The organism is Chryseobacterium sp. CFS2, assembly GCF_036543225.1.
Classification (GTDB): Bacteria; Bacteroidota; Bacteroidia; order Flavobacteriales; family Weeksellaceae; genus Chryseobacterium; species Chryseobacterium culicis_A.
Genome location: NZ_JAZHQU010000002.1, coordinates 305,307 through 329,098, shown reverse-complemented (window position 1 = coordinate 329,098; position 23,792 = coordinate 305,307). Strand labels below are relative to the sequence as shown.

Genomic DNA, 23,792 nt, shown 5'->3' with positions numbered 1-23,792 from the left:
GGTTGAGTGATCGTGGATGTTAGTTTTTAAATGAAGAAGTGAGCAATGGTGTAGATAATCAGGCCGACCAGACCTCCCACCAGTGTTCCGTTGACCCGGATAAACTGTAAGTCTTTTCCTACCTCCAGCTCCAGCTTTTCACTGAGCTCTTTTCCCTGCCAGTTACCGACAGTCGTACTGATGAGGTTTCCAAACTGATGGGTGTTTTTCAGAATGTATTTATAAGCCGTTACCCGAACCCAATGGTCAATTTTGTTCTGAAGATTTTCATCTGTCTTTAAATTTTGTGCGAACTCATTCAGGTTTTTAGTAAGATAATTTTTCAATGAGGAGTTTTCTTCCTGAAGCTCTTTCATCAGCGTTTTTTTGATAGAAACCCAAATGTCATTGGAGTATTCATCCAGTTTATCATTTTTCAGAAGTCCGTTTTTGATCGTTTTAAATTCTTCATCCCATTTCGGATCTTCTTTCAGATCAATAGAAAATTCATGAATCTTCTGAGTAATCAGTCCTCTTACTTCATGCTGAGGGTTTTCTTCTATTTCCTTAAAAAAATCAGAAAGCCCGTCTGCAATTTTATCTGCAATTTTAGTATCTACAAAAGAAGGAATGAATGAATAGCTGCCTTTCTTTACCCGTTCCTGGATCATTTCATCGTTTTCAATGATGTATTCCTTGATCTGCTTAGAAAGATTGGTGATGATTCTCTGGTGGTCATTCTTTTCCAGAATATAGCCGATTCCGTTTCCTACTACCTTATTAAGCTTAATATCATCTGTCATTTCAGATACTTTTTTGCTAATAAATTGACTTACCGTAGAGTCATCAAGTTTATTAAGAATGTCAAGAACAATATCAGAAAGATTTTTAATCAAAATATCCTGACTCTTTTCTTTACCCAGCCATTCCCCGACAAAGTTGGAAACCTTAAGCTTTTGAATATAAGGACGTATATTCTGAGGAGAAAGGAAATTACCTACTACAAAGCTCCCCAGGTTGTCTCCCAGTCTCTGTTTGCTGTTTTCAATAAGGTTGGTATGAGGAATAGGAAGACCGAGAGGATGGCGGAATAATGCAGTAACTGCAAACCAATCTGCCAATGCGCCTACCATAGCGGCCTCAGCAAAAGCCCGTACATAGCCGATCCAATGAGAGTTATTAGACTTCTGTACAATAGTGGTAACAATGAAAATAACAGCCATCAGAACAAATAATCCTGTGGCAAATGCTTTATATTTTCTGAGTTGTTTTCTTTTTGCTTCGTCATTCATATTCTCAAATTTACTAAATTTGGTTATGAAACCGTTTAATCTTAATAAAAGCTTTTAAACCATAAAGATTGATGTCATTTAAGTCAAAATAATGCCAACCCAATCTTTTGCCGTTAAAGAATGAAATTTACGATGAAATTTTTAGTTTCACTCACCTTATTATTTTTTCTGCAGGCATGTACGCAGAAATACGAATCTATTAAAAAAACTTCTATGGAAAATACAGAAGCAAAAAACAATCCATATTACTCCAGAACAGATACTACAAAACTTAACGTTTCCAATGATGAATGGAAAAAACTCCTTGCTCCGGATTTGTATGCCATCGCCCGAGAAGCAGCAACAGAAAGAGCTTTTACAGGAAAGTATAATGAATTTGATGAAGTAGGAGAGTATTACTGTGCCGTGTGTGGAAACCACCTGTTCCGTTCTACCTCAAAATTTTCCAGCAGCTGCGGATGGCCGAGTTTTTTTGAAGCTGATAAAGAAGGTGTTTATTATGTAAGAGATCAGTCTTATGGGATGGACAGGGTAGAAGTGCTCTGCAAAAGATGCGATTCCCATTTGGGACACGTTTTTGATGATGGTCCGAAACCTACGGGATTGAGATACTGTATGAATTCTGTGAGTCTTGAATTTGTAGCGGATTCTAAGAATTAAACATCCATGAATGAACCTGTGCTCTTTGAATAACGGAAGCTTGTATGGCTGGCGCTTGCCGATTTGTATCTCGATACAGAGCTTCAGGAGTGGCAATTTCAGTATATAACCGGTATTTTCCTTAAAAGCCCTTTTAACCTTGAAAAGATTAAAAAGATAGATCAGTATGAAGTTTTTCCTGTTCTTTTTTCCAATCTTCTGAATCCGGCGGGTGAATGGGCTGGTTTTGAAGAAAAAAGATTAGTTAAAAATATTATGACCTGGATGGAATTTCGAAGTAAACTGGATATTCTGGCTATCAAATGTATTTATCCAATATACCAACCCATAAATAGAGATTATTGGAAAAGACTTGAAGAAATCTATAATCAAACGAGGTTCTGACTTCTTCAATGGAAGAAAATATTGAGTATTATCAGCCTTTATTTACTTGAAATTTTTTCAGAATAAGTGCTTTAATTCACAAAATCAGGACGTTAAAGTTTCTTAAATAGCGTTAAACTTTTTAGAGTTATAACCCCTTGGTAATTATGTTTTTATACTTTTGCCTCACTAATTTGGATTTATATAGTATTGAATGAAAGGATTTTATAGCGTATTAGGCCTTGTTTACATGGTGACGACTTCATTCTACATTTCCCCAAGAGTGGTGGCGAAAAGTGAGAATGTAAAAACAACGAAAACTGAAAAAGTAGCTGAAACGAAATCTGAGAAGAGCACTACAGCAGTGTCTTCATCAGAAGCATTGTACCAATCTATTGCATTTGACCCTGAACATGAATTGAATTATGAAGTGTTCTCAAAAGCATTAACTGGTTATGAAAATTTAAAAAAAGCAGGATTGCTTACTCAAGACTCGCACTTATTAACTATCTGCGATTTTTCTATGTCTTCTAATACAAAAAGACTTTGGATCATTGACCTGGAAGACAAAAAAGTTCTGTTCAACTCATTGGTAGCACACGGAAAAAATACCGGCGAAGAATTTGCGACGAATTTTTCTAACAAGGAAAGTTCGTTACAGAGCAGCTTAGGATTTTATATTACAGATGCAACCTATCAGGGCGACAACGGATATTCTTTGAAACTATTGGGAATGGATAAAGGCTTTAATGATGCAGCCTACAGAAGAGCAATTGTTTTGCATGGTGCTGATTATGTAAGTGATGCCTTCGCGTCTATGCACAAAAGAATCGGAAGAAGCTGGGGATGCCCCGCTGTTCCAAGAGAGCTGACACAATCTATAATCAATACGATTAAAGGAAAAAACTGTCTGTTCATCTATTACCCGGATCAGAACTATCTTTCTTCCTCAGAATGGTTGAAAGCGTAAAGATAAAAAGAGCAGTCAGATTTGACTGCTCTTTTTCTTTTAAATAAGTTCTGCAATTCGAAAATAACCATTAAATTTATATCAACTTTTTAGCCTTAAAATATCATAGCATGATAAAAGGACAACATGACCATCATAAGAGTATAAGTGTAGATACGGAAACTTCTGTCGGATTTATTCCCGCTATAAGACTGATTAATAATCCTGATGGATCATGCACTTTTGAGAAAGGTAAAATGCCCACGCTTAAACCTATCAATGCAAAAGTTTTCTGGATCAGTAATGAAACGGAAGAATGGGAAAAAAGTGATCATCCGGCGCCCAGAAGGCAATATGTTATTACCATCAGAGGGAATATAAGATTTAAAGTAACAGACGGCACTACATTTATTATTGAACCAGGAATCATTCTTTTGGCTGAAGATCTTAAAGGGGCCGGACACAGCTGGGATATGGTAAAAGGTGAAGAATGGGAGAGACTTTATATCCCGATGTCAGATAATGAAGATGATTTTTTTGTTCCCGATGCATAATAAACTTTGATACAGCTCTCTTTAAGTGAAGATATAGATTCTTTATGTTTTGAAGCAATCAGTTTTGGCTGCTTTTCATTTTCTGTCAAATTCCTATTATTATTATTATTATTATTATTATTATCAGACAATCTTACTCTAAATAGCTGTGGTCAATCCTTTTTTCAAAGTAATGATCCAAAATGTAAAAGGAAAGAGCCCGATAGAATATCGAACTCTTTATGGGCAAAAGATTATTTAGTTTTAATTTAAGAAGATAGTAAGCCTGCTGCTTTAAGTTTCTCCTCCAGATCATATAATCTCTTCCATACATCCTCTGCTGTAACGGGAGTAGGAGGAATAGGTGCGGTAAGAGGTGCAGCCTGTGTTCCTATCAGTTTCCAGCCTGTGGAGCTGCTTCCTGTTGTTTTCACCCAAAGCATTTTATCCCCTCCATTGTTATTAATATAGATACTTCCCGGATTAGCGGAAATGGAAGGGTCTCCACTTCCGGAGAACAGGCCTCTGTCATTTTTGCTTCCGTCAGAAGTTGTCCATCTGAATCCTTTTTCAGTATATACAGAATTTCCATAAAATCCTTTTCCTTCACCGTTCACAGAGAAAACCGTATTACCGGATGTATCTAAACCATTATAAAGTGTAAATGCTGAAGATGCCTGGTTTTGTAATGTCAATACAGGATTTTCCGAGTTTGTTGTTAGTAGATTGCCACTGTTGGTTTCATAAGAATTTTCGCTGCCAAGGTTTTTTACAGAGCTTTTGTAAAGGCCAAAGCCTTTGGAAATAACCTGACATCTTTTGGAATCTGTATCGAAAATAATTTGATATTCAGGATTAGCTGGGTTTTCCATTCTTGGTCCTACAATGGTATTGCTTTCTCCGGATATTTTAGCTGCTGTAGCATTCTCAGTATCATTGTCTTCAAAAGAAGGATAAAAGAATCTGTTGTTATTATAGGGATTTTTGTTCTGTACATTATTTTCCATCAATATATGGTACGTTTCAATTTTTGGAAATTCTGTGCTATGATTGAAGGTTCCGCCGTAAAAAATATTTTCATTAATATATCCATCATCATCCGCTTTTTCAAATTTTATACTGATTTTATTATCATGAAGATGATTAAGCTGGAAGGTATTATAAGATATACCACCTCCGTTACCTTTATCAGAATACAAAAGTACTCCTATATCAAATCCGTACACTCTCTTGATTTCAATGGAAGAAGCAATGATATTATTGATTTTTACTCCAATAGTATTGTCTGATGCGTCATATGTACCTTTATCACAATTAAGCCCCTGAATATTCAGGCCTACTAAAGAATTTTCTATGGGAGGAACTGGATTTTCTTTAGTATGAAGCGTAGGTCCTATGAATATTGCATTGCCTATCAACGAGCTACTTACTTTTAAATTCCCATCAATTCTGATCGTTGTATAATTTTTAACGTCTATTTTGATAGTTTCAGATATATTATAATCTCCGCTGGGAATATATATAGATTTGTAATCGTATTTTCTTGCCAGCTCTATTCCTTTATTGATGGCAGCTGAAGTATAGCCTTTGTCAATGCTGTCAATTCCGAATCTTCTTACATTAATAGGATGGCCTCCCATAAAGTCTTCAAGGACATAAGTACTTCCGGAATATTTTAGGTAAATAACTCCATCATTATCGTTAATGTTTGATGGAATAGCAGATCCGTTATGCAGAAATGTTGTAGTCGGATAATAATTCAACATTTCATTGGTAGAGGGGTTTACAAGTTGTATTGACATATTAATTTTTTTTTGTTATGTTAAATATGATTTTTTTGAAGTTTTAATACTAAATTATTTACAAAATCAGGATTTTAAAGTTTCTTGAATAGCGTTACACTTTTCTCGTTTTCTCCCTGTGCGTAATGATGTTTTTAAGTTTTTTTTACTTATTTATATATTATTGAGTGAAAGGATTTTAAACTTACCAGAGCGATAATGGATACTCATTGAGATTATAGGGAATTGGATATAGGATGCCTGTAGAGGAACCATTGTAATGTATGGAGCAGATTACGTATGCAATTTGTTTGCGCATCAATGCATAAGAGAACCGGGAGAGGTTGGGGTGCCCCAGCGTATCCAGAGAATTGTCACAATCAATGATCAATAAAATAAAAGCAGTCAGTCTGTCTGCTTTTTCTATAGCTATAGCCTCTCAATTCGAATCCGATTTTTGAGAGTTTCACCCTGTTAAATAAAAGTCGGAGTAAGGGGAGTAAAAGGAGCCTTCTGTGCCGTTATGTTGAAGTTATACATCATTTTTTCTGTTTAAATAATTATTTTGTAAACTCTTGCAAGATTTTTACTGAAACAAAGATATTGACAGGTAGCGACAAAAGAAGTCGTATTATAATTAATTTTTAAAGATTTTTTTAATCAGTAAATTATTACTTTTTATTTATAGAATAAATAAAGAATCCCTGTATAAAAATACAGGGATTAAAACTATTTTGATTTCAGAATTAGCTGAATTTCTTGAACACTAAAGTCGCGTTATGCCCTCCGAATCCAAAAGCATTACTTAAGGCATAGGTAATATCTTTTTCCTTTGCTTCTCCAAAAACAATATTGACATCCTGAGGAATATTCTCGTCAATCTTGTGAAGATTGATTGTTGGAGGAATAATTCCATTTTGAATCGCTTTAATAGAAATAATCGCTTCAACGGCTCCTGCAGCACCCAATAAGTGGCCTGTCATAGATTTTGTAGCACTGATGTCAAGGTTTTTACTTCCTTTAAATAATTTATTAATTCCGTTCAACTCAACCAAATCTCCAAGCGGAGTAGAGGTTGCATGCGGATTAAGGTAATCAATATCATCCACGTTGATTCCTGCTTCATTAAGGGCTAGCTGCATTGCTTTGATAGCTCCAACACCATCAGGATGAGGTGCTGTCATGTGATAAGCATCAGCTGTCATTGCAGCCCCTACTAATTCTGCGTAAATTTTTGCCCCTCTTGCTTTGGCGTGCTCATATTCTTCCAGAATCAATGTTCCGGAACCTTCACCCATTACAAAACCATCTCTGTCTGCATCATACGGGCGGCTGGCTGTTGCAAAGTCGTCATTTCTTGTAGACATGGCTTTCATAATGGAAAATCCACCTATAGAAGCCGGAGAAATAGCAGCTTCAGAACCACCGCTTACAATGACTTTTGCTTTTCCAAGACGGATATAGTTGAAAGCATCCATCAACGCCGTATTTCCTGTTGCACATGCAGAAACTGTTGTATAATTAATTCCCTGCAAGCCATATTTCATAGAAATCATTCCTGATGCCATATTGGCAATGAATTTTGGTACAAAGAATGGATTGAATCTTGGCGTTCCGTCTCCGGCTGCAAAATTCATGACTTCACTTTCGAAAGTCCACATTCCGCCTTGTCCGGTTCCCCAGATTACTCCAATATCGAAAGGATCCATATTTTCCAGTTCAAGACCAGAATCTTTTAGAGCTTCCGCAGTGGAATACATGGCATATTGTGAAAATAAATCACTTCTTTTGATTTCGTTGTGTGTTAAATGAAGTTTTGGATCAAAGTTCTTAACCTCACATGCGAAATGTACTTTAAATTTTTCTGTATCAAAAAGGGTGATTTTATTAGCTCCACTCACTCCGTTGATACTATTTTGCCAAAATTCTTCGACATTATTTCCCAAAGGCGTCACTGCGCCCAGACCTGTAATGACAACTCTTTTCATAATTAGCTATTGATTTTGAATAAATTAGAGGTTCCTCTTGCGATTAAGCGTGTTTTGTCTGCATTCCATATTTCGCATTGTGCATTGACAAATTGCTTACCTCTTTTAATGATTTTAGTTTCAGCTACAATATTATCATTTTCTTTTGCAGTTGAAAAATAATCAATGACATTATTTATGGTGGTAATGAAAGAATTTTCATTTAAAGAAAACATGGTGGCACCAATGATATCGTCTACTATTGCGGCTGTAACTCCACCATGAAGATTTCCTATGGGATTCAGCCATTCCGCTCTTACCGTATACTGAAATGCCAGTTGTCCCTCATCTGCAGAAAGAACGATGGGGTTTAGCCATTTCATAAAAGGGGATGGTGACTGATGGAATTCTTTTCCAATGAATTGCTGTAATTGTGCTAATCTATCCATACTTTCAATTTTTATTTTTCTAAAATCATGGTTACTCCCTGCCCACGGGCTGCACAGATGGATATGAATCCTTTTCCGCTGCCTTTTTCATGAAGTAATTTTGCCAGGGTTGCAATAATTCTTCCGCCTGTTGCTGCAAAAGGATGTGCCGCTGCAAGGCTTCCTCCTTTTACATTCAATTTACTTCTGTCTATCTTTCCAAGTGCTTTCTCCAGTCCGAATTTTTTGGCAAGTTCCTCATTTTCCCAGATTTTTATGGTTGTTAAAACCTGTGCTGCAAAAGCTTCATGAATTTCATAATAATCAAAGTCAGATAGATTCATCCCTGCTTTTTTAAGCATTCTCTCTGCGGCAAAAACAGGGGCAAGAAGTAGATCCTGTTTATTTTCAACATATTCTATTCCTGCCAGTTCAGAAAAACTGATATAAGCTAAAACAGGAAGATTGTTAGCTTTTGCCCATTCTTCACTGGCCAGTAAAACTGCGGAAGCTCCGTCCGTAAAAGGGGTAGAATTTCCAGCGGTTAACGTTCCGTTCTGTTTATCAAAAGCAGGTTTTAGCTGTGATAGTTTTTCAATACTGCTGTCACGTCTTAGATTATTGTCTTTATCTAGGCCAAAAGCAGGAGTAATCATATCATCAAAGAATCCTTCATCATAAGCTTTAGCCATATTCTGATGACTTTTTAAAGCCAGTAAATCCTGTTCTTCTCTGGGAATATTGTAGTATTTGGCAGTAATTTCTGTGTGTTCGCCCATTACCAGACCTGTTTTAGGCTCCTGTCCTTTGTAAGGAATAGGCATCCAGTCTTTCAGTTTCGGACTTAAAAGCTGTTTTATTTTTCCAAAAGCAGATTTTTCTTTATTGGCTTTTAAAAGCGCTTTTCTTAATCTTGGTGAAGACTCAAACGGAATATTGCTCATTGCTTCCACACCGCATGCAATCCCTGATTCTATCTGGCCCAATGCAATTTTATTTCCGATATAAATAGCCGCTTCAATACCTGTGTCACATGCCTGCTGAAGATCACAGGCAGGAGTTGCAGGATCAAGAGAAGTATTCATTACGGTTTCTCTGATGAGGTTGCTTTCAGAGATGTGTTTAATAACAGCTCCGCCGGCAACTTCTCCGAGGCGTTTCCCCTGAAGATGATAACGGTCTATTAATCCGTTCAGAGAAGCAAGCAGGAGATCCTGATTACCCTGCTCCGAATAAGCGGTATTCATTCTGGCGAAAGGAATTCTGTTGTATCCTACAATAGCCACTTTTTTTGTTTCCATATGATATAATTTATGATGGAAGAATATTGAGTTCATGATCTATCATGCTGGTGATTTTGTCTAAAGCATTGTTTAGAAAGCTTTGATCACCCATTGTTTTTGAAAGCAGGATTCCGCCTTCAATAAGCATGATGAATAGAGATGCGAATTGTTCTGCATTTACATTGCTGTTAATTTCCCCTTTCTTTTGTCCTTCCATAATAGCTGATGAAATTTTTGACATCCATTGTTCAAAAGACTTTTTAACCTGATTTTTTAAAGCAGGGAAAGAATCATCTGCTTCCGTTGCTGCATTCATGATGGGACAGCCTCCGTTTGAGAAAACAAACTTCCAGTTTTTGCGATAGAAATCTACAAAAGCATGAAGCTTATCCAGAGAAGTGGGGAACTCATCACCAAAAGAACGGCTAAGGGTTTTGCCCAGCAATCCGGCATTGTATTTATAGACTTCAATGGCTACTTCATCTTTGTTTTCAAAATTTCCGTAAATACTTCCTTTCGTTAATCCGGTTGCTTGTGTAATGTCGGACAGCGATGTGGAAATATAACCCTTTGTATTAAAAAGAGTTGCTGTTTTCTCGATGATATGCTGTTTTGTTTTTTCGGCCTTCGACATTATAAATGGTTAAATACTATGCAAATATACAAAAATATACCACTCGGTATATTTTATTTTAAAATTTACGGATACAGATCTTCTGTGTCTTTAAGTTTTGGCTAAAGCCAATAGAATTGTTTTAAAATAAAAAACGGGCTAAAGCCCGTTCCTATTGATATTGAAATTAAGATTTTTAATTTTCCAAAGTAGCATTCAATGTAATCTCAAAGTTGAATGCTGCACTTACAGGACATCCTTCTTCGGCGATTTTAGCAAATTTCTGGAATTCTTCTTCAGAGATTCCCGGAACTTTAGCAGTCAAAGTCAGTTCAGATTTTGTAATCTTTCCAATATTGGGATCAAGAGTGATGACCGAAGTTGTTTTTAATTCTTCAGGATTGTATCCGGCTTGTGAAAGCTCAGCATCTAATTTCATGGTGAAACATCCTGCATGAGCTGCTGCCAGTAATTCTTCAGGATTTGTACCTACACCATCCGCAAAACGGCTGTTGAAAGAGTATTGAGTCTGGTTTAAAGTTGTACTTTGTGTTGTTAAATGTCCTTTTCCTTCTTTGATGGTACCGTTCCAAACGGCTGTTGCGTTACGTCTCATAATGTTTGTTTTTTTGTATTTAGTATTGTTTGATTTTGATGTTACAAAGGTATGTCTGCAATGAGGTATATTCAATAGATAAAAAGACTTAAATATTGTACTTTTTTCCCGAAGAGTAATTTTTTTTAAAATTTGCAGGAGTGCTTCCCGTTTTATTGGTGAAAAGGCGGTTAAAATAAGCCGGATCTTCATATCCAAGAGTATAGGCAATTTCTTTAACAGGTTTATCAGTGTAGAATAATAATCTTTTAGCTTCTAACAAAATTCTGTTGATGATGAACTGGTTGGGAGAATCCAGATTTAAACTTTTAAATTTATGGGTTAATGTTTTTGGTGCCATATGAAGCAGGTCTGCATACTCTGCCACATTATGTTTTTCTCTGAAATGAATTTCCAGATGTCTGCTGAAATCTCTGAAAACATCTAGTTCAGTACCCGGAATTCGGACGGCGTTATTGTCTAAATTCTGTTGTTTCCATTTTCTGGTTGCTCGGATGATCATCTGTTTTACATAGGTTCTGATCATTTCCTCGGCAGAAGAATCTTTCCATTCCAGTTCATCGTGGATATTTTGAAACAGTCCTTTTATAAGACTCGTTTCTGAATCATCAAGCTCCACATAAGGTATTTCGAATACATTATGAAAGAGAAGCCCATCACAAGCTACTTCTTTATCATGAATCTGGATACAGTAGAAATCACGGTTGTAGAAAAGAAGAATAGATTCATCTTTTCCTTTTTGGATACTTAGATGCTGGTTAGTCAGGAAAAAAAGTGAAGGTTTCTTTGTCTTATAATGATTAAAGTCTACCGTAAGTTCGTATCCTGAAGGAATGAAAAATACTTTGATATCAGTTCTGAAACGATTCCCGTTAAAATTCTCCAGATTTTCTCCTGAAAATATTTCCAATCCGAGTCTTTTATAGTGATCTTCAAAAACAATCTGTTGCGGCATACCTTAACTTTAGTTTAAAGATACAAAAAAGCATGATTTAAGCTGTATTAAATTATTGAAACCCAAATTTCTGATGTCTGACATATAAAATTGGAATAAAATAAATCGGAAATATGTTTTTACATTGATATTATTTTATCATTTTTACAAAGATTTGTGCTGCGACCCATATTATTAACCCTTTTTTATAACTGCCTGTATGAGCGAATTAGAAAATATTCTGAGAGAAATAACTCCACTGTCTCCTGAGGATAGTTTTCTCGTATTTGACAGGATTAAAGCATCATTTGACTTTCCCTATCACTATCATCCGGAAATTGAAATCAATTTTATCTACAAAGGAAAAGGATACCGCAGGATGGTAGGAGATCATACGGGAGAGATCGGAAATATAGAATTGGTATTGGTAGGGCCTAATTTACCGCATTGCTGGGCTAATTACAGATGCAAAAACAGAAAAACCCACGAGATCACGATACAGTTTAATCAGGATTTCTTTCACCAGTCGCTGATGGAGAAAAATATTCTTAAACCTATCAATAATCTGATGAAAGATTCCATCAGAGGAATTCTTTTTTCAGCTGAAACTGCTGAGAAACTAAAAGACTCGTTTCTCAATCTGTCAAAGATGAACAGTTTTGAATCATTCATAGAAATTATGAAAATTCTCAATGAACTGGCTGTTGCTGAAAATAAAATACTTTTATCATCCTATAGTATTGAACTGGAGACTTTTGCTGATAATGATAAAATGAAGATCATCCACGATTTTGTTCATAAAAATTTTGAAAATAAAATCACACTGGATAAAGTAGCTTCCATGGTGAATATGAGCAATGTGACTTTCAATAGGTTTATTAAGAAAAGAACCGGAAAGACTTTTATCAATTATCTGAATGAGATAAGAATCAGCTATGCTGCACGCTGGCTGATGGAAAAAAATCTTACGGTCTTTGAAATTGCTTTTGAAGCCGGATTTAATAATATTGCCAACTTCAATAAGGTATTTAAGTCTATTAAAAAGACAACTCCCACTGAATTTAAAGAACAGTTTAAAGGAGTGAAAAAAATTGAATAATATTCTTTTACAACTTACTTTTTCTGTATCATCAGTTCAAAATAAAATACAAAACCGGGTATTCATATCCGATTTTTTTTGGATAAAATGTAAGATAAATCCCCTTTTTTCTACTGATTTTAATGTGGTGTATTTTGTTGATATATAAATGTTTAGTTGCTTTTTAATAAAATTGCTGAAAAAATAATATCGTTTTATGATAAAATAGTATTATATCAGACTGGTTACAAAATTTAGATTTGTGAATGTGAATTAAATCTTAACAAAACTTTAAATTATTTAATACATAAACGATAAAATTTTGCTGAAAAAACAATAATTTTTTTTGTATTGAATAACAAAGCAATGTCATTGATTCTCAATTAAATCTAACGAATCTAAACCTTATGAGAAAAGCAGTTATACCTGTTCTGTTCGTTTTTTCACTTTCTGCGAATGCACAGGAGAAAAAATCGGCCGACACTACGAAGACAAACAGTATTGAGGAGGTCGTAGTCACCTCTTTGGGGATAAAAAGGCAGGCCCGCTCTTTGACGTATTCCAGTCAGCAGATTGGTGGAGATGAGCTTACAGAAGTGAAAACTCCCAATCTATTAAATTCGATCAATGGAAAAGTATCCAACGTACAGATCAACAGAACCAATGGTGTAGGAAGCTCCGTAAGGGTGATCATGAGAGGGAATAAATCTGTAAACAATGCACAGCCATTATATGTAATTGATGGTATTCCCATTATCAACGGAACAGGAAAATCAGCAGATATCGGGCAGTATTCCAATATGCCGGATCCGGGAGATGTACTGAGCTCCATCAACCCGGATGATATTGAAAGCATGAACTTCCTAAAAGGAGCTTCGGCTTCTGCACTGTACGGTTCTGCAGGAGGTAACGGAGCTATTTTGATTACGACTAAAAAAGGGCGTGCAGGAAAAAGTTCAATTACTTACAGTTCCAGCCTTACCGTAGACAGAGCGTACAGCCTTCCAAAACTACAGCACAGTTATTTGTCTTATGATCCATCTGTTGCTGGTCAGCAGCCAGGTCAGGCAGTAGATAGCTGGGGTGCAAAAGGATCTTCAAAGGATTATCTTAAAGATTTTCTGCAAACAGGAACTACATGGGTAAACAGTCTTTCTTTCCAGTCAGGAAATGAAAAATCAACAAACTATTTCTCTATCGGAAATACGACCAATAAAGGAGTGGTTCCAATGTCGTATTTTGATCAGTATAATGTCTCTTTCAGAAACTCAAGTAAGTTTTTGGATGATAAACTGACATTGGATGCCAATTTCATCGGATCATTACAGGAAAGTAAGAACAGACAGACTCCGGGAGCTTCTTTTTCTCCTTTGACAAGTTTGTACTGGTTACCGAGAGGAGTAGATTTTGACCAATACGGAGGCAATAATTATTCTTATTTGGATAAAACGAGATTTTTACCAGCTCAAAACTGGTGGGAAGTAAACCCGGATGGAAGTTTCAAAGGAAATCCTGTGACCCAGAATCCTTACTGGATCTTAAACAGAAACCCGGTTACAGTGAGTAACAAAAATACATACGGTGCCCTTTCATTGTCTTACCAGATTAATCCATGGTTGACTGCAAGAGTGAGAGGAAACTACAGCTGGAATATTTCAGACAGCCAGCGTGATATTGCTGCTTTTTCAGCGCCTAGCTTACTGGCTAATGGTATTAATGGTAGAATGCTTAAAAATACCTATGAAAATTCTTCTACTTATGGTGATGTTTTATTAATCGGTAGCCCTAAAGTAAGTGAATCTATCTCTTTAGATTTTACAGTAGGAGGAAGTATAAATACAACAAGAAATAAAATAGGACAAATTGATAATGCTTATCTGGCAAATCCTAATCTTTTTACATTGAATAACCTTCAGTGGAATGTAAACAGAGCGCCGGGAGATGGATATCATAATACCTATACGAACATGAAAAAACAGGTACAGTCTGTTTTTGCGAGTGCTTCCGTAGGGTACAAAAATATGTTCTATGTAGACATGACTTTCAGAAATGACTGGGATTCTACATTAGCATTAACAGGAAGAACCGGATTTGATTATGAATCTGTAGGAGCAAATGCTATATTATCTTCTGTGTTCAAACTTCCGGAAGTTATTAATTTCTGGAAAGTAAGAGGGTCTTATGCAACTGTTGGTTTGGGATTACCTACGAATATCACCAATGCGATGGTTGAATATAATAAAGGATATGTTTATGGAGTAGATGCCGGAACGATTGTATATCCTAAGAGTTCTTTTGCTACAGGGGCAGGTTTTGAGGCATTGCTTCCAAAGCCGGAACTTAATAAAACGTTTGAAGCCGGAACTGAGTTGAGAATGCTGAATAACAAACTGAATTTTGATATTACTTATTACAATTCAAATACCAGTAACCAGTTGTTGGAAACTACAATTCCTTCTTATTTAGGAGGATTGGCTCCGGGATCCTATTATATTAATGCCGGAAAAATCCGAAATACAGGTTTTGAATCTTCATTATCTTATAAAATCTTTGATTCGGAAAAATTCGGATGGACTGCTACATTGAATGCATCGGCCAATAAAAACAAGATCGTTGAATTATTACCAACAAGTATCAATGTTTCTAAAGATCTAACTTTTTCATTAACCGGAGGTGGTGACTATACAAGATTAAAACTGGGAGGTTCTTTTGGAGATCTTTACGGAATCAAATTTAAAAGAGATGACCAGGGCCGTGTTCTTGTGAATGAGAAAGGGGTTCCTTTAGCAGAGAGTACGCCTTCTTATTTGGGTAACCCGAACCCTAAGTTTATTATGGGATTCAATAACTCATTTAATATTGGGAAACTGGGAATATCTTTCCTTATTGATGGGAAATTCGGAGGTAAAGTATTATCACTTACAGAAAAAGCCAATGATTTATATGGAGTAAGCCAGACCACTGCTGATGCTAGAGATGCTGGAGGCGTATCAATCCCAAATGCAGTGTATGCACCGGGAACTCCTAATGCAGGGCAGGCTTATACTGGGTTGACTAACGCTAAAGATTATTATAAAGCAGTAGGAACAACCGAAGGATTTGGAAAAGGAGTTGATGAAGCCTATCTGTATAGTGCTACAACAATACGTTTACGTCAGGCATCTGTTTCATATATGTTTGATGTTAACTCAAAATATTTGAAAAATGCAACGGTAAGTTTAGTAGGAACCAATTTATTTTTCTTCTACAAGAAAGCACCGTTTGATCCTGAGCAGGTATCAGGGAATACACCTGGTGGAGTGGGAGTAGATTCATTCGGTCTGCCAGTTACCAGATCTATCGGTTTATCATTAAAAGCTAACTTCTAACTTTTACAATTACGACAATGAAAATCAATACTATTAAAACATTGGTATTTGGAGCTGCAGTTCTGTTCTCAGCTTCCGGATGTACTAATGACTTTGACCAATATAATCAGGAAAAGCTGGGAGGCCCTGAAAATTTTTACGCTGACTTTATCGCGGTTGTGAACCCTATGAAATCTATCCAGAGAGGGCTGCAGGCAGATTATCAGTTATATCCTAACCTGAGTGCAGATATGTACAGCGGAATGTTCAGTACCGCAACACCTTTTAACGGAGGAGTAAATAACCTTACTTATTCTATGATGGACGGATGGAATAACAGAATTATTGCCAGACAGCAGGATATTTTCAATTATTCTATCATTATCGATAATGCTGCCAAAGGAAACTATCCGGGTGTAGATTTTACGGGAACCCTTGCTGTGAAAAAAATTCTGAAAGTTATTACAGCGGCAAGAGTTTCAGACAGCCATGGTCCTGTAGTTTACAGCAAATATGAAAAACCTAACCCTAACGGAGTTACAGATTTTGATTCTCAACAAGAGGCTTACAACTATTTTATTGCAGATCTTACTGCGGCCATTACAGATTTACAGAAAGTAATTGCAATGTCGGCAGCCCAGAATGTTGAAGATAAGACCTCATTGAAAAGTGCAGACTTAGTATATGGAGGAAATATGGCTCAATGGGCAAAATTTGCTAATTCACTAAAGCTGAGATTAGCCATGAGAATGAGTTATGCTGATCCTGCAAAATCTAAACAATATGCAGAAGAGGCTTTGGCTTCACCTGCAGGATTAATTACTGACAATGCAGATAATGCTTTGATCAGTGTAGGACAGTCAGAATTGAGCTTCATCATTTACTCATGGGGAGATTGTTTAATAGGTGCGCCTTTGATGGCTTATATGAACGGATATAATGACCCGAGACTTTCGGCATATGCAATTCCTGCAAAAGATGCTGATGTTCAGGGTAAATATATAGGAGTGCGCCAGGGAATTGATTTATTAAATGGTAAATCTACTTATGGAGCATTCTCACAACCACAGGCAAAATCTGCCAGCGGAGATTATTTTTCCGGAACTGATGGGAAAATGAAATTATTCACTGCTGCAGAAACATGGTTCCTGAAAGCGGAAGCTGCTTTAAGAGGATATGCAGGAGCGGGAGATATTCAAGCTAACTATACTACCGGAGTTCAACAGTCTTTCGGGGAATGGGGGAAAAGTGCTAATGTCGCTTCTTATCTTGCTGATACTACTTCTACAGAAGCTCCTTATGTTGATCCAAAAAATGCAGAAAATAATGTTGCTGTAGGAAATCCTCAGCTAAGTACCATTACCATTGCATGGAATAACGGGGATACCAACGAAAGAAAATTAGAAAGAATTATTACCCAAAAATGGCTTTCACTTTATCCAAACGGACCGGAAGCATGGGCTGAGCAGAGAAGAACAGGCTACCCGATTCTTTTCAAGGTAAGAAAAAATGACAGCGGTGGAGCGATCAGTACGGAAGCAATGATCAGAAGAATTCCTTTCACTATTGATACCAAAACTTCATTATATAACTACCAGCAGGCTGCACAAATGCTGAACGGACCTGATACCGGAGGCACCAAGCTATGGTGGGATAAGAAATAAAAAATATTCAGAATCACTCATCAGTAAAGAGACATCTCAATATCAGATTTTTATTTGATCCATTCATTAAGACAGGAGAATAGAGTAGAATCTCCAAAAAAATTATAGTTTCGTTTTTAGTCTGAATGAATTTTTGAGATGTTCTCTTTTATTTAGAATCTTATTTTTAAATATGGGAAAAAACAACTCCGGAACCCGTCGGATCCAGCCAATTCTTTGGATTTCCACATTATACTTTGCAATGGGTGTTCCCTTTGTAACCATTAATGCGGTTTCAGGAATCATGTATAAAGATATGGGTGTTTCGGATTCGCAGATTACATTCTGGACAGCTCTTATCCTATTCTCCTGGACTTTAAAACCACTTTGGAGTCCGTTTTTGGAGATCTATAAAACAAAAAAGTTCTTTGTTATTTCTACTCAGTTTGCTATAGGAATTCTGTTTGCATTAGTTGCTTTAAGTCTTCCAATGCATGACTTTTTCAAATACAGTATTGCGCTTTTTGCCGTAATAGCATTTTGTGGAGCTACCCATGATGTGGTAGCAGACGGAACGTATATTGGTTTTCTTACCAATAAAGAGCAGGCGAAATATATCGGCTGGCAGGGCGCTTTTTACAATCTTGCCAAGATTATCAGCAGTGGTGCATTAGTTTATTTTGCCGGTATTTTAGAAAAAACAAAAGGAGTTACTCATGCCTGGATGATCATTATGGTGATCTATGCATTACTGTTTTTTGTATTAGCGATTTATCACTATTTCATGCTGCCAAAAGAAAACAAAGAAGAAAAGAAAGATGAGAAAACAGCAGGGAATGTTCGTACAGAACTGTTAGAAGTGATTACTTCTTTCTTTACCAAAAAGAAAATTCTATGGTGTATCCTCTTCATCATTCTGTACCGTTTTGCAGAAGGATTTGCGATCAAAATAGCTCCTTTATTTTTTAAAGCTCCAAGAACATCAGGAGGATTAGGATTATCCACTTCTGATATCGGACTTATTTATGGAACCTACGGCTCTGCAGCATTTATCTTAGGATCCGTATTGGCAGGATATTTTATCTCAGCCCGCGGACTGAAAAATTCTTTGATATGGCTATGCTGTGCATTTAATATTCCTTTTGTAGTATATGCACTACTGGCTCATTACCAGCCTTCAGATCTAATGCCTGTGGGAATTGCTGTAGTGGTGGAATATTTCGGCTATGGATTTGGTTTTGTAGGATTGATGCTTTACATGATGCAGCAGATTGCGCCAGGAAAACATAAAACTGCTCATTATGCATTTGCAACAGGAATTATGAATCTTGGAGTAATGATTCCCGGAATGTTCAGTGGGATGATCAGTGACTGGATAGGATACAAAATGTTCTTTATCTGGGTCTTGATTGCTACCATTCCTGCATTTTTAGCCACTTTATTCGTTCCTTTCCCTTATCCGGAAAATCAAAAAGAACAACAAATCAATTAATAATAATTAAAAATAAAAAGTAAAAATACTTTATGACAGCTCAATCAGTAATGATCCCTTGGCAGGATCGCCCGGAAGGTTGCAATGATATCATGTGGAGGTTTTCCGAAAACCCGATCATTAACAGATACGCGATACCAACATCTAACAGTATATTCAACAGTGCAGTAATTCCTTTTGAGGATGGATTTGCAGGAGTATTCCGTTGTGATAACAAGGCAGTACAGATGAATATTTTTGCTGGTTTCAGTAAAGATGGAATCAATTGGGATATTAATCATGACCCTATTGAAATGCAGGCAGGAAATACGGATATGATTGAATCCGATTACAAATATGATCCCCGTGTCACTTTTATAGAAGACCGTTACTGGATTACTTGGTGCAACGGATACAATGGACCTACCATCGGTATTGGATATACTTTTGATTTTAAAGAATTTTTTCAGTGTGAAAATGCATTTCTTCCCTTCAACAGAAACGGAGTTTTGTTCCCTGAAAAAATCAATGGTAAATATGCCATGTTGAGCCGTCCTAGTGATAACGGACATACACCTTTTGGTGATATTTATATCAGCTATAGCCCTGATATGAAATACTGGGGGGAGCACCGTTGTGTGATGAAAGTAACCCCTTTTGAAGACAGTGCATGGCAGTGTACAAAGATTGGTGGTGGGCCGGTTCCTATCAAAACAGAAGAAGGATGGCTGCTTTTCTATCATGGAGTAATTAATACCTGCAGAGGATTCAGGTATTCAATGGGAGCAGCTTTGCTTGATCTTGAAGATCCTACAAAAGTATTGTACAGAACGAAGCCTTATCTGTTGGCTCCGGCTGAATTGTATGAACTGACAGGAGATGTACCGAATGTGGTTTTCCCTTGTGCAGCCCTTACAGAAGGTGATAAAGTAACCGTATATTATGGTGCTGCTGATACCGTAGTGGCGATTGCCTTTGGATATATCTCAGAAATCATTGATTTTATGAAAAAGAATTCAATTTAATACAGTAATATAAAGTTTAGGAAAATAGGTTAATCATCTTAATTTTCCCGTTTTCTGGGAATTTTATAATGGTTTTCCTATTTTTAAACAAAAAAATCTCCGATACCTCTCTTATCATGAAAAAAGAACTGCTAATCTGCTTTTTTACCACCCTGATTTCTGTAGCCAGTGCCCAGCAAAATAAAAATGATGTTTTATCCTGGGTAGATCCTTTCATAGGCACAGGAGGGCATGGACATACATTTCCGGGGGCAACCACGCCATTCGGGATGATACAGCTGAGTCCGGATCAGAATACAAAAAGTGGCGACTGGGACTGGTGTTCCGGATATCACTACAGCAGTAAAACGATCATGGGATTCAGTCATAACCATCTTAGCGGAACAGGATGGGCAGACCTTGGAGATATTCTGGTAATGCCTACTGTGGGACAGGTAAAAATGGTTCCAGGAACGGAAGAGAATCCTGAAACAGGGTACCGTTCAAAATTCACGCATGATAAAGAAATTGCTTCTCCCGGGTATTATTCCGTAATGCTGGACAGCTATGGAATTAAAGCAGAGCTTACCGCTTCTCCAAGAGTAGGATTTCATAAATATACTTTCCCGAAAAGTGATGAGTCTAATATCATTATTGATCCAACGAATAAAATCTTCGGAAATATCTACCATACATTAGTAAGTGTAGAAGGTAATAATAAAATCAAAGGATACTGTTACAGCAACGGCTGGGGAGGTAAACGATTTGCTTACTTCGTGATGGAGTTTTCCAAACCGTTTAAGTCTTATGGCGTGTATGCTGACGGAAAAGTCAAAAATGATGAAAAAATTGCCCTTGCTAAGGATGCTAAAGCATTCGTAAGATTTTCAACTGAAGATCAGGAAAGTATTGAAGTAAAAGTATCATTGTCTCCCGTGAGTACAGAAAACGCACAGGAAAATTTCGATACTGAAGCAACAAATGTTGATTTTGCAAAAGCGAAGGAAACTGCACAAAAGACATGGAGAGACCTTATTGGCAGATTCCAGGTGACAGGAGGAACAGACAGCCAGAGAAAAATTTTCTACACAGGAGTTTACCATACATTCATTGCCCCTAACCTTTACATGGACGTGAATGGAGACTATGTTGCCGCTCAGGAAAACATGAATACAAAATGGTTCACGAATTACAGTACCTATTCCTACTGGGACGGATTCAGAGCAACTCACCCACTGTTAACCATTATGGATCAGAAACATACAAAAGAATTTGCCAATTCCTTGATCAGCAGATATACAGACCGTAAAGACCATATGCCAATCTGGGAGCTTTGCGGCTATGATAACTTCTGTATGTTAGGGTATCACAGTGCTTCAGTAATCTGGGATGCCATTTCAAAAGGAGTTCCGGGTATTGACGCGGAAAAAGCATTTGCCGCAATGAAAGATGCTTCTTTGACAGATAAAATGAGCAGCAGCGATGGCGGCGGAGGCCTTAATGACTATATCAAATTAGGCTACACTCCATCAGAAAACGGAGCTTCTGTTTCGGCAACATTGGAATATTCTTATGACGACTGGTGCATTCAACAGCTTGCTGAAAAACTAGGGAAGAAAGAGGAATCAGAAGTATATAAAAAGCGTTCTATGAACTTCCTGAATACTTTCAATAAAGAAAACAATCACTTCTGGCCAAGACAAAAAGACGGAAAATTCTTAGCGGATTTCAAACTTAATGATTGGAAAAAACTTCAACCCCACTGGGTTTCCGGAAATATCTGGGCCTATGACTTCTTTGTTCCTCATCAGATTGATGAAATGATGAATCTGTACGGAGGGAAAAAAGGATTTGAAGAAAAACTGGATAAAACCTTCACTGAAGCGCTTCACATGGAAGGAGAACAGCACGTAGATATCTCAGGATTTATCGGGTCTTTAGGATTCGGGGATGAACCGGGACATCATGTTCCGTATCTGTACAATTATGCAGGGAGCCCTTACAAGACTCAGAAAATGGTAAAATTTATCCGTGACAATATGTACGCCGCTAAACCTGATGGAATTGTTAATAACGAAGACTGCGGTCAAATGTCAGCATGGTATATTTTCTCTTCATTAGGATTCTATCCTGTGACACCGGGGAAACCTGTTTATGCCATCGGAGCACCACAGTTTCCTAAAGCATCATTAAAATTAGAAAATGGAAAAACGTTCACCGTAATTGCAGACAAGATATCCGACAAGAATATCTATGTACAGAAAATGTTCCTGAACGGAAAAGAATACAAAAGCTGGGAGCTGAACCACAGCGATATTATGAACGGAGGTGAGCTGAGATTTGTAATGGGAAGTAAACCGGTAAAATAAGACTAATAAAAATAAACGAAACAAAAGTATCAATGGAAAGGAGAAATTTTATTAAAACAAGTGCACTGGCCGGAGCCGGATTGCTGTTCACTCAGAATGTTTTTGCTAAAAATTTAGTATTGGACGATTTTCCTGTTGTCCGTGTTCCTAAAGAAAAAAGACATTTTACCAGCGAATCCGTAGAAAATGCTATTGCAGCGTTTAAAAAGAAAGTGAAAAACAAAGAGCTAAGCTGGCTTTTTGAAAACAGCTTTCCCAATACATTAGATACTACTGTTTTCTATAATGAAACCAACGGAACGCCTGATACGTACGTAATCACAGGGGATATCGATGCTATGTGGCTTCGTGACAGTTCTGCACAGGTTTTCCCTTATCTGCAGTTTTCGAAAAAAGATGAAAAACTGCATAAACTGATCTCAGGAGTAATCCACAAGCAGACTACTTTCATCCTGAAAGATCCTTACGCGAATGCTTTCTACAACGATGATCAGAAGATCAGCAAATGGAAAGAATACGACCATACCGATATGAAGCCGGGAACCCATGAAAGAAAATGGGAAATTGACTCGCTTTGCTATCCTATCCGTCTGGCCTACCACTTCTGGAAAACAACAGGAGATACAAAACCTTTTGATGCCAACTGGCTGAAAGGAATTAAACTTACCCTGCAGACCTTTACAGAACAGCAGAGAAAACATGATCTAGGACCTTACAAATTCGAGCGTACAACAGCCTGGGCAACAGATGGGGTACCGATGGGAGGATATGGTTATCCGACAAAACCTGTAGGATTGATCAGCTCTATGTTCCGTCCAAGTGATGATGCTACCATCTATGGATTCCTGATTCCATCTAACTTATTTGCAGTAGTAAGTTTACGTCAGGCTGCGGAAATGGTTTCTCAGATTAAAAACGAAAAAACATTGGCTCAACAACTGAACAGCCTTGCTGATGAGGTAGATGCAGCCATCAAAAAATACGGAATTTACAATCATCCTGAATTTGGAAAAATATATGCTTTTGAAGTGAATGGCTTCGGAAGTTACAACCTGATGGATGATGCGAACTGCCCAAGCTTGCTGGGACTGCCTTATCTGGATGCGGTGAAAGCTGATGACCCTGTGTATTTGAATACAAGAAAATTTGTATGGTCAGAAAACAATCCGTTCTTCTTCAAAGGTAAGCTGGCAGAGGGAATAGGAGGTCCACATATCGGATTGGATATGATCTGGCCAATGAGTATCATCATGAAGGCACTCACTACCAAAGACAAAAGTGAGATCAGATGGTGTATAGATACCTTACAGAAAACGCACGGAGGAACAGGCTTTATGCATGAATCCTTCCATAAAGACGATGCCAAAAAGTTCACCAGAGAATGGTTTGCATGGGCAAATACCTTGTTTGGAGAATTGTTATGGAAAACCTTTAACGAAAACCCTGAGCTACTGACATAGCCCACCCTTTTATTTGGTGTAT

18 protein-coding genes and 1 pseudogene are annotated in these 23,792 nt (G+C 37.2%); 11 read left to right on the top strand and 8 right to left on the bottom strand.

The window, feature by feature from the left end; genetic code table 11:
- Positions 1-26: 26 nt before the first annotated feature.
- Positions 27-1,271 carry a DUF445 domain-containing protein gene (locus ODR02_RS04885; RefSeq protein ID WP_209786327.1) on the bottom strand — a complete coding sequence of 415 codons (1,245 nt, stop codon included), beginning with the start codon at positions 1,269-1,271 and terminating at the stop codon, positions 27-29.
- A 213-nt stretch (positions 1,272-1,484) separates the two neighbouring features.
- Here ODR02_RS04885 and msrB point away from each other — a divergent pair, with 213 nt between their 5' ends.
- The 4 genes and pseudogenes from msrB (at position 1,485) to ODR02_RS04870 (ending at position 3,797) form a co-directional block, all read left to right on the top strand.
- Complete coding sequence (gene msrB, locus ODR02_RS04880; protein ID WP_245169797.1) at positions 1,485-1,931, top strand: peptide-methionine (R)-S-oxide reductase MsrB; 447 nt, start codon at positions 1,485-1,487, stop codon at positions 1,929-1,931.
- Positions 1,932-1,976: 45 nt separating this feature from the next.
- A pseudogene (locus ODR02_RS23565) lies at positions 1,977-2,315 on the top strand (DUF7079 family protein); the annotation flags it as partial.
- 193 nt (positions 2,316-2,508) lie between these two features.
- Positions 2,509-3,264: a murein L,D-transpeptidase catalytic domain family protein gene (locus ODR02_RS04875; protein WP_105683153.1), complete on the top strand. Its 756-nt coding sequence runs from the start codon at positions 2,509-2,511 to the stop codon at positions 3,262-3,264.
- A gap of 110 nt (positions 3,265-3,374) precedes the next feature.
- Positions 3,375-3,797, top strand: a complete 423-nt coding sequence (locus tag ODR02_RS04870; protein WP_309511746.1) for a hypothetical protein — start codon at positions 3,375-3,377, stop codon at positions 3,795-3,797.
- A 248-nt stretch (positions 3,798-4,045) separates the two neighbouring features.
- On the opposite strand, the gene ODR02_RS04865 is transcribed toward ODR02_RS04870, so the two are convergent.
- The 7 genes from ODR02_RS04865 to ODR02_RS04835 form a co-directional block, all read right to left on the bottom strand.
- A complete protein-coding gene (locus tag ODR02_RS04865; protein WP_309511745.1) occupies positions 4,046-5,578 on the bottom strand; it encodes a hypothetical protein in 1,533 nt (510 codons plus the stop codon).
- 725 nt (positions 5,579-6,303) lie between these two features.
- Complete coding sequence (gene fabF, locus ODR02_RS04860; RefSeq protein WP_209786323.1) at positions 6,304-7,545, bottom strand: beta-ketoacyl-ACP synthase II; 1,242 nt, start codon at positions 7,543-7,545, stop codon at positions 6,304-6,306.
- A gap of 2 nt (positions 7,546-7,547) precedes the next feature.
- Positions 7,548-7,973 carry a PaaI family thioesterase gene (locus ODR02_RS04855; protein ID WP_209786322.1) on the bottom strand — a complete coding sequence of 142 codons (426 nt, stop codon included), beginning with the start codon at positions 7,971-7,973 and terminating at the stop codon, positions 7,548-7,550.
- 11 nt (positions 7,974-7,984) lie between these two features.
- Positions 7,985-9,253, bottom strand: a complete 1,269-nt coding sequence (locus ODR02_RS04850; RefSeq protein ID WP_309511744.1) for an acetyl-CoA C-acetyltransferase — start codon at positions 9,251-9,253, stop codon at positions 7,985-7,987.
- 10 nt (positions 9,254-9,263) lie between these two features.
- On the bottom strand, positions 9,264-9,869 hold the full coding sequence (locus ODR02_RS04845; RefSeq protein ID WP_209786320.1) for a TetR/AcrR family transcriptional regulator: 606 nt from the start codon (positions 9,867-9,869) through the stop codon (positions 9,264-9,266).
- A 175-nt stretch (positions 9,870-10,044) separates the two neighbouring features.
- Positions 10,045-10,464 carry an OsmC family protein gene (locus ODR02_RS04840; protein ID WP_002982623.1) on the bottom strand — a complete coding sequence of 140 codons (420 nt, stop codon included), beginning with the start codon at positions 10,462-10,464 and terminating at the stop codon, positions 10,045-10,047.
- Between the two features lie 88 nt (positions 10,465-10,552).
- Positions 10,553-11,419 (bottom strand): helix-turn-helix domain-containing protein, encoded by an 867-nt coding sequence (locus ODR02_RS04835; protein WP_309511743.1) that lies wholly within the window; start codon positions 11,417-11,419, stop codon positions 10,553-10,555.
- Positions 11,420-11,618: 199 nt separating this feature from the next.
- On the opposite strand from ODR02_RS04835, the gene ODR02_RS04830 reads away from it, so the two are divergent.
- From ODR02_RS04830 to ODR02_RS04800, 7 genes are all read left to right on the top strand, one after another.
- Positions 11,619-12,497: an AraC family transcriptional regulator gene (locus tag ODR02_RS04830; RefSeq protein WP_105683159.1), complete on the top strand. Its 879-nt coding sequence runs from the start codon at positions 11,619-11,621 to the stop codon at positions 12,495-12,497.
- 386 nt (positions 12,498-12,883) lie between these two features.
- Positions 12,884-15,844 (top strand): SusC/RagA family TonB-linked outer membrane protein, encoded by a 2,961-nt coding sequence (locus ODR02_RS04825; protein WP_309511742.1) that lies wholly within the window; start codon positions 12,884-12,886, stop codon positions 15,842-15,844.
- A gap of 17 nt (positions 15,845-15,861) precedes the next feature.
- Positions 15,862-17,487 (top strand): SusD/RagB family nutrient-binding outer membrane lipoprotein, encoded by a 1,626-nt coding sequence (locus tag ODR02_RS04820; RefSeq protein ID WP_209786317.1) that lies wholly within the window; start codon positions 15,862-15,864, stop codon positions 17,485-17,487.
- A 172-nt stretch (positions 17,488-17,659) separates the two neighbouring features.
- The gene (locus ODR02_RS04815; protein WP_309511741.1) at positions 17,660-18,958 is read left to right on the top strand and encodes an MFS transporter; all 1,299 of its coding nucleotides are present in this window, start codon (positions 17,660-17,662) and stop codon (positions 18,956-18,958) included.
- Positions 18,959-18,990: 32 nt separating this feature from the next.
- Positions 18,991-19,962 carry a glycoside hydrolase family 130 protein gene (locus tag ODR02_RS04810; protein WP_047376309.1) on the top strand — a complete coding sequence of 324 codons (972 nt, stop codon included), beginning with the start codon at positions 18,991-18,993 and terminating at the stop codon, positions 19,960-19,962.
- Between the two features lie 116 nt (positions 19,963-20,078).
- Positions 20,079-22,310 (top strand): GH92 family glycosyl hydrolase, encoded by a 2,232-nt coding sequence (locus ODR02_RS04805; protein WP_309511740.1) that lies wholly within the window; start codon positions 20,079-20,081, stop codon positions 22,308-22,310.
- 32 nt (positions 22,311-22,342) lie between these two features.
- Positions 22,343-23,770 (top strand): glycoside hydrolase family 125 protein, encoded by a 1,428-nt coding sequence (locus ODR02_RS04800; RefSeq protein WP_105683164.1) that lies wholly within the window; start codon positions 22,343-22,345, stop codon positions 23,768-23,770.
- The last annotated feature ends 22 nt before the right edge of the window (positions 23,771-23,792 follow it).

Bases quoted from the DNA above. Each gene is read 5' to 3' on its own strand.
- ODR02_RS04885 (WP_209786327.1), bottom strand. From the start codon at position 1,271: ATGAATGACGAAGCAAAAAGAAAACAACTCAGAAAATATAAAGCATTT.
- msrB (WP_245169797.1), top strand. From the start codon at position 1,485: ATGGAAAATACAGAAGCAAAAAACAATCCATATTACTCCAGAACAGAT.
- ODR02_RS04875 (WP_105683153.1), top strand. From the start codon at position 2,509: ATGAAAGGATTTTATAGCGTATTAGGCCTTGTTTACATGGTGACGACT.
- ODR02_RS04870 (WP_309511746.1), top strand. From the start codon at position 3,375: ATGATAAAAGGACAACATGACCATCATAAGAGTATAAGTGTAGATACG.
- ODR02_RS04865 (WP_309511745.1), bottom strand. From the start codon at position 5,578: ATGTCAATACAACTTGTAAACCCCTCTACCAATGAAATGTTGAATTAT.
- fabF (WP_209786323.1), bottom strand. From the start codon at position 7,545: ATGAAAAGAGTTGTCATTACAGGTCTGGGCGCAGTGACGCCTTTGGGA.
- ODR02_RS04855 (WP_209786322.1), bottom strand. From the start codon at position 7,973: ATGGATAGATTAGCACAATTACAGCAATTCATTGGAAAAGAATTCCAT.
- ODR02_RS04850 (WP_309511744.1), bottom strand. From the start codon at position 9,253: ATGGAAACAAAAAAAGTGGCTATTGTAGGATACAACAGAATTCCTTTC.
- ODR02_RS04845 (WP_209786320.1), bottom strand. From the start codon at position 9,869: ATGTCGAAGGCCGAAAAAACAAAACAGCATATCATCGAGAAAACAGCA.
- ODR02_RS04840 (WP_002982623.1), bottom strand. From the start codon at position 10,464: ATGAGACGTAACGCAACAGCCGTTTGGAACGGTACCATCAAAGAAGGA.
- ODR02_RS04835 (WP_309511743.1), bottom strand. From the start codon at position 11,419: ATGCCGCAACAGATTGTTTTTGAAGATCACTATAAAAGACTCGGATTG.
- ODR02_RS04830 (WP_105683159.1), top strand. From the start codon at position 11,619: ATGAGCGAATTAGAAAATATTCTGAGAGAAATAACTCCACTGTCTCCT.
- ODR02_RS04825 (WP_309511742.1), top strand. From the start codon at position 12,884: ATGAGAAAAGCAGTTATACCTGTTCTGTTCGTTTTTTCACTTTCTGCG.
- ODR02_RS04820 (WP_209786317.1), top strand. From the start codon at position 15,862: ATGAAAATCAATACTATTAAAACATTGGTATTTGGAGCTGCAGTTCTG.
- ODR02_RS04815 (WP_309511741.1), top strand. From the start codon at position 17,660: ATGGGAAAAAACAACTCCGGAACCCGTCGGATCCAGCCAATTCTTTGG.
- ODR02_RS04810 (WP_047376309.1), top strand. From the start codon at position 18,991: ATGACAGCTCAATCAGTAATGATCCCTTGGCAGGATCGCCCGGAAGGT.
- ODR02_RS04805 (WP_309511740.1), top strand. From the start codon at position 20,079: ATGAAAAAAGAACTGCTAATCTGCTTTTTTACCACCCTGATTTCTGTA.
- ODR02_RS04800 (WP_105683164.1), top strand. From the start codon at position 22,343: ATGGAAAGGAGAAATTTTATTAAAACAAGTGCACTGGCCGGAGCCGGA.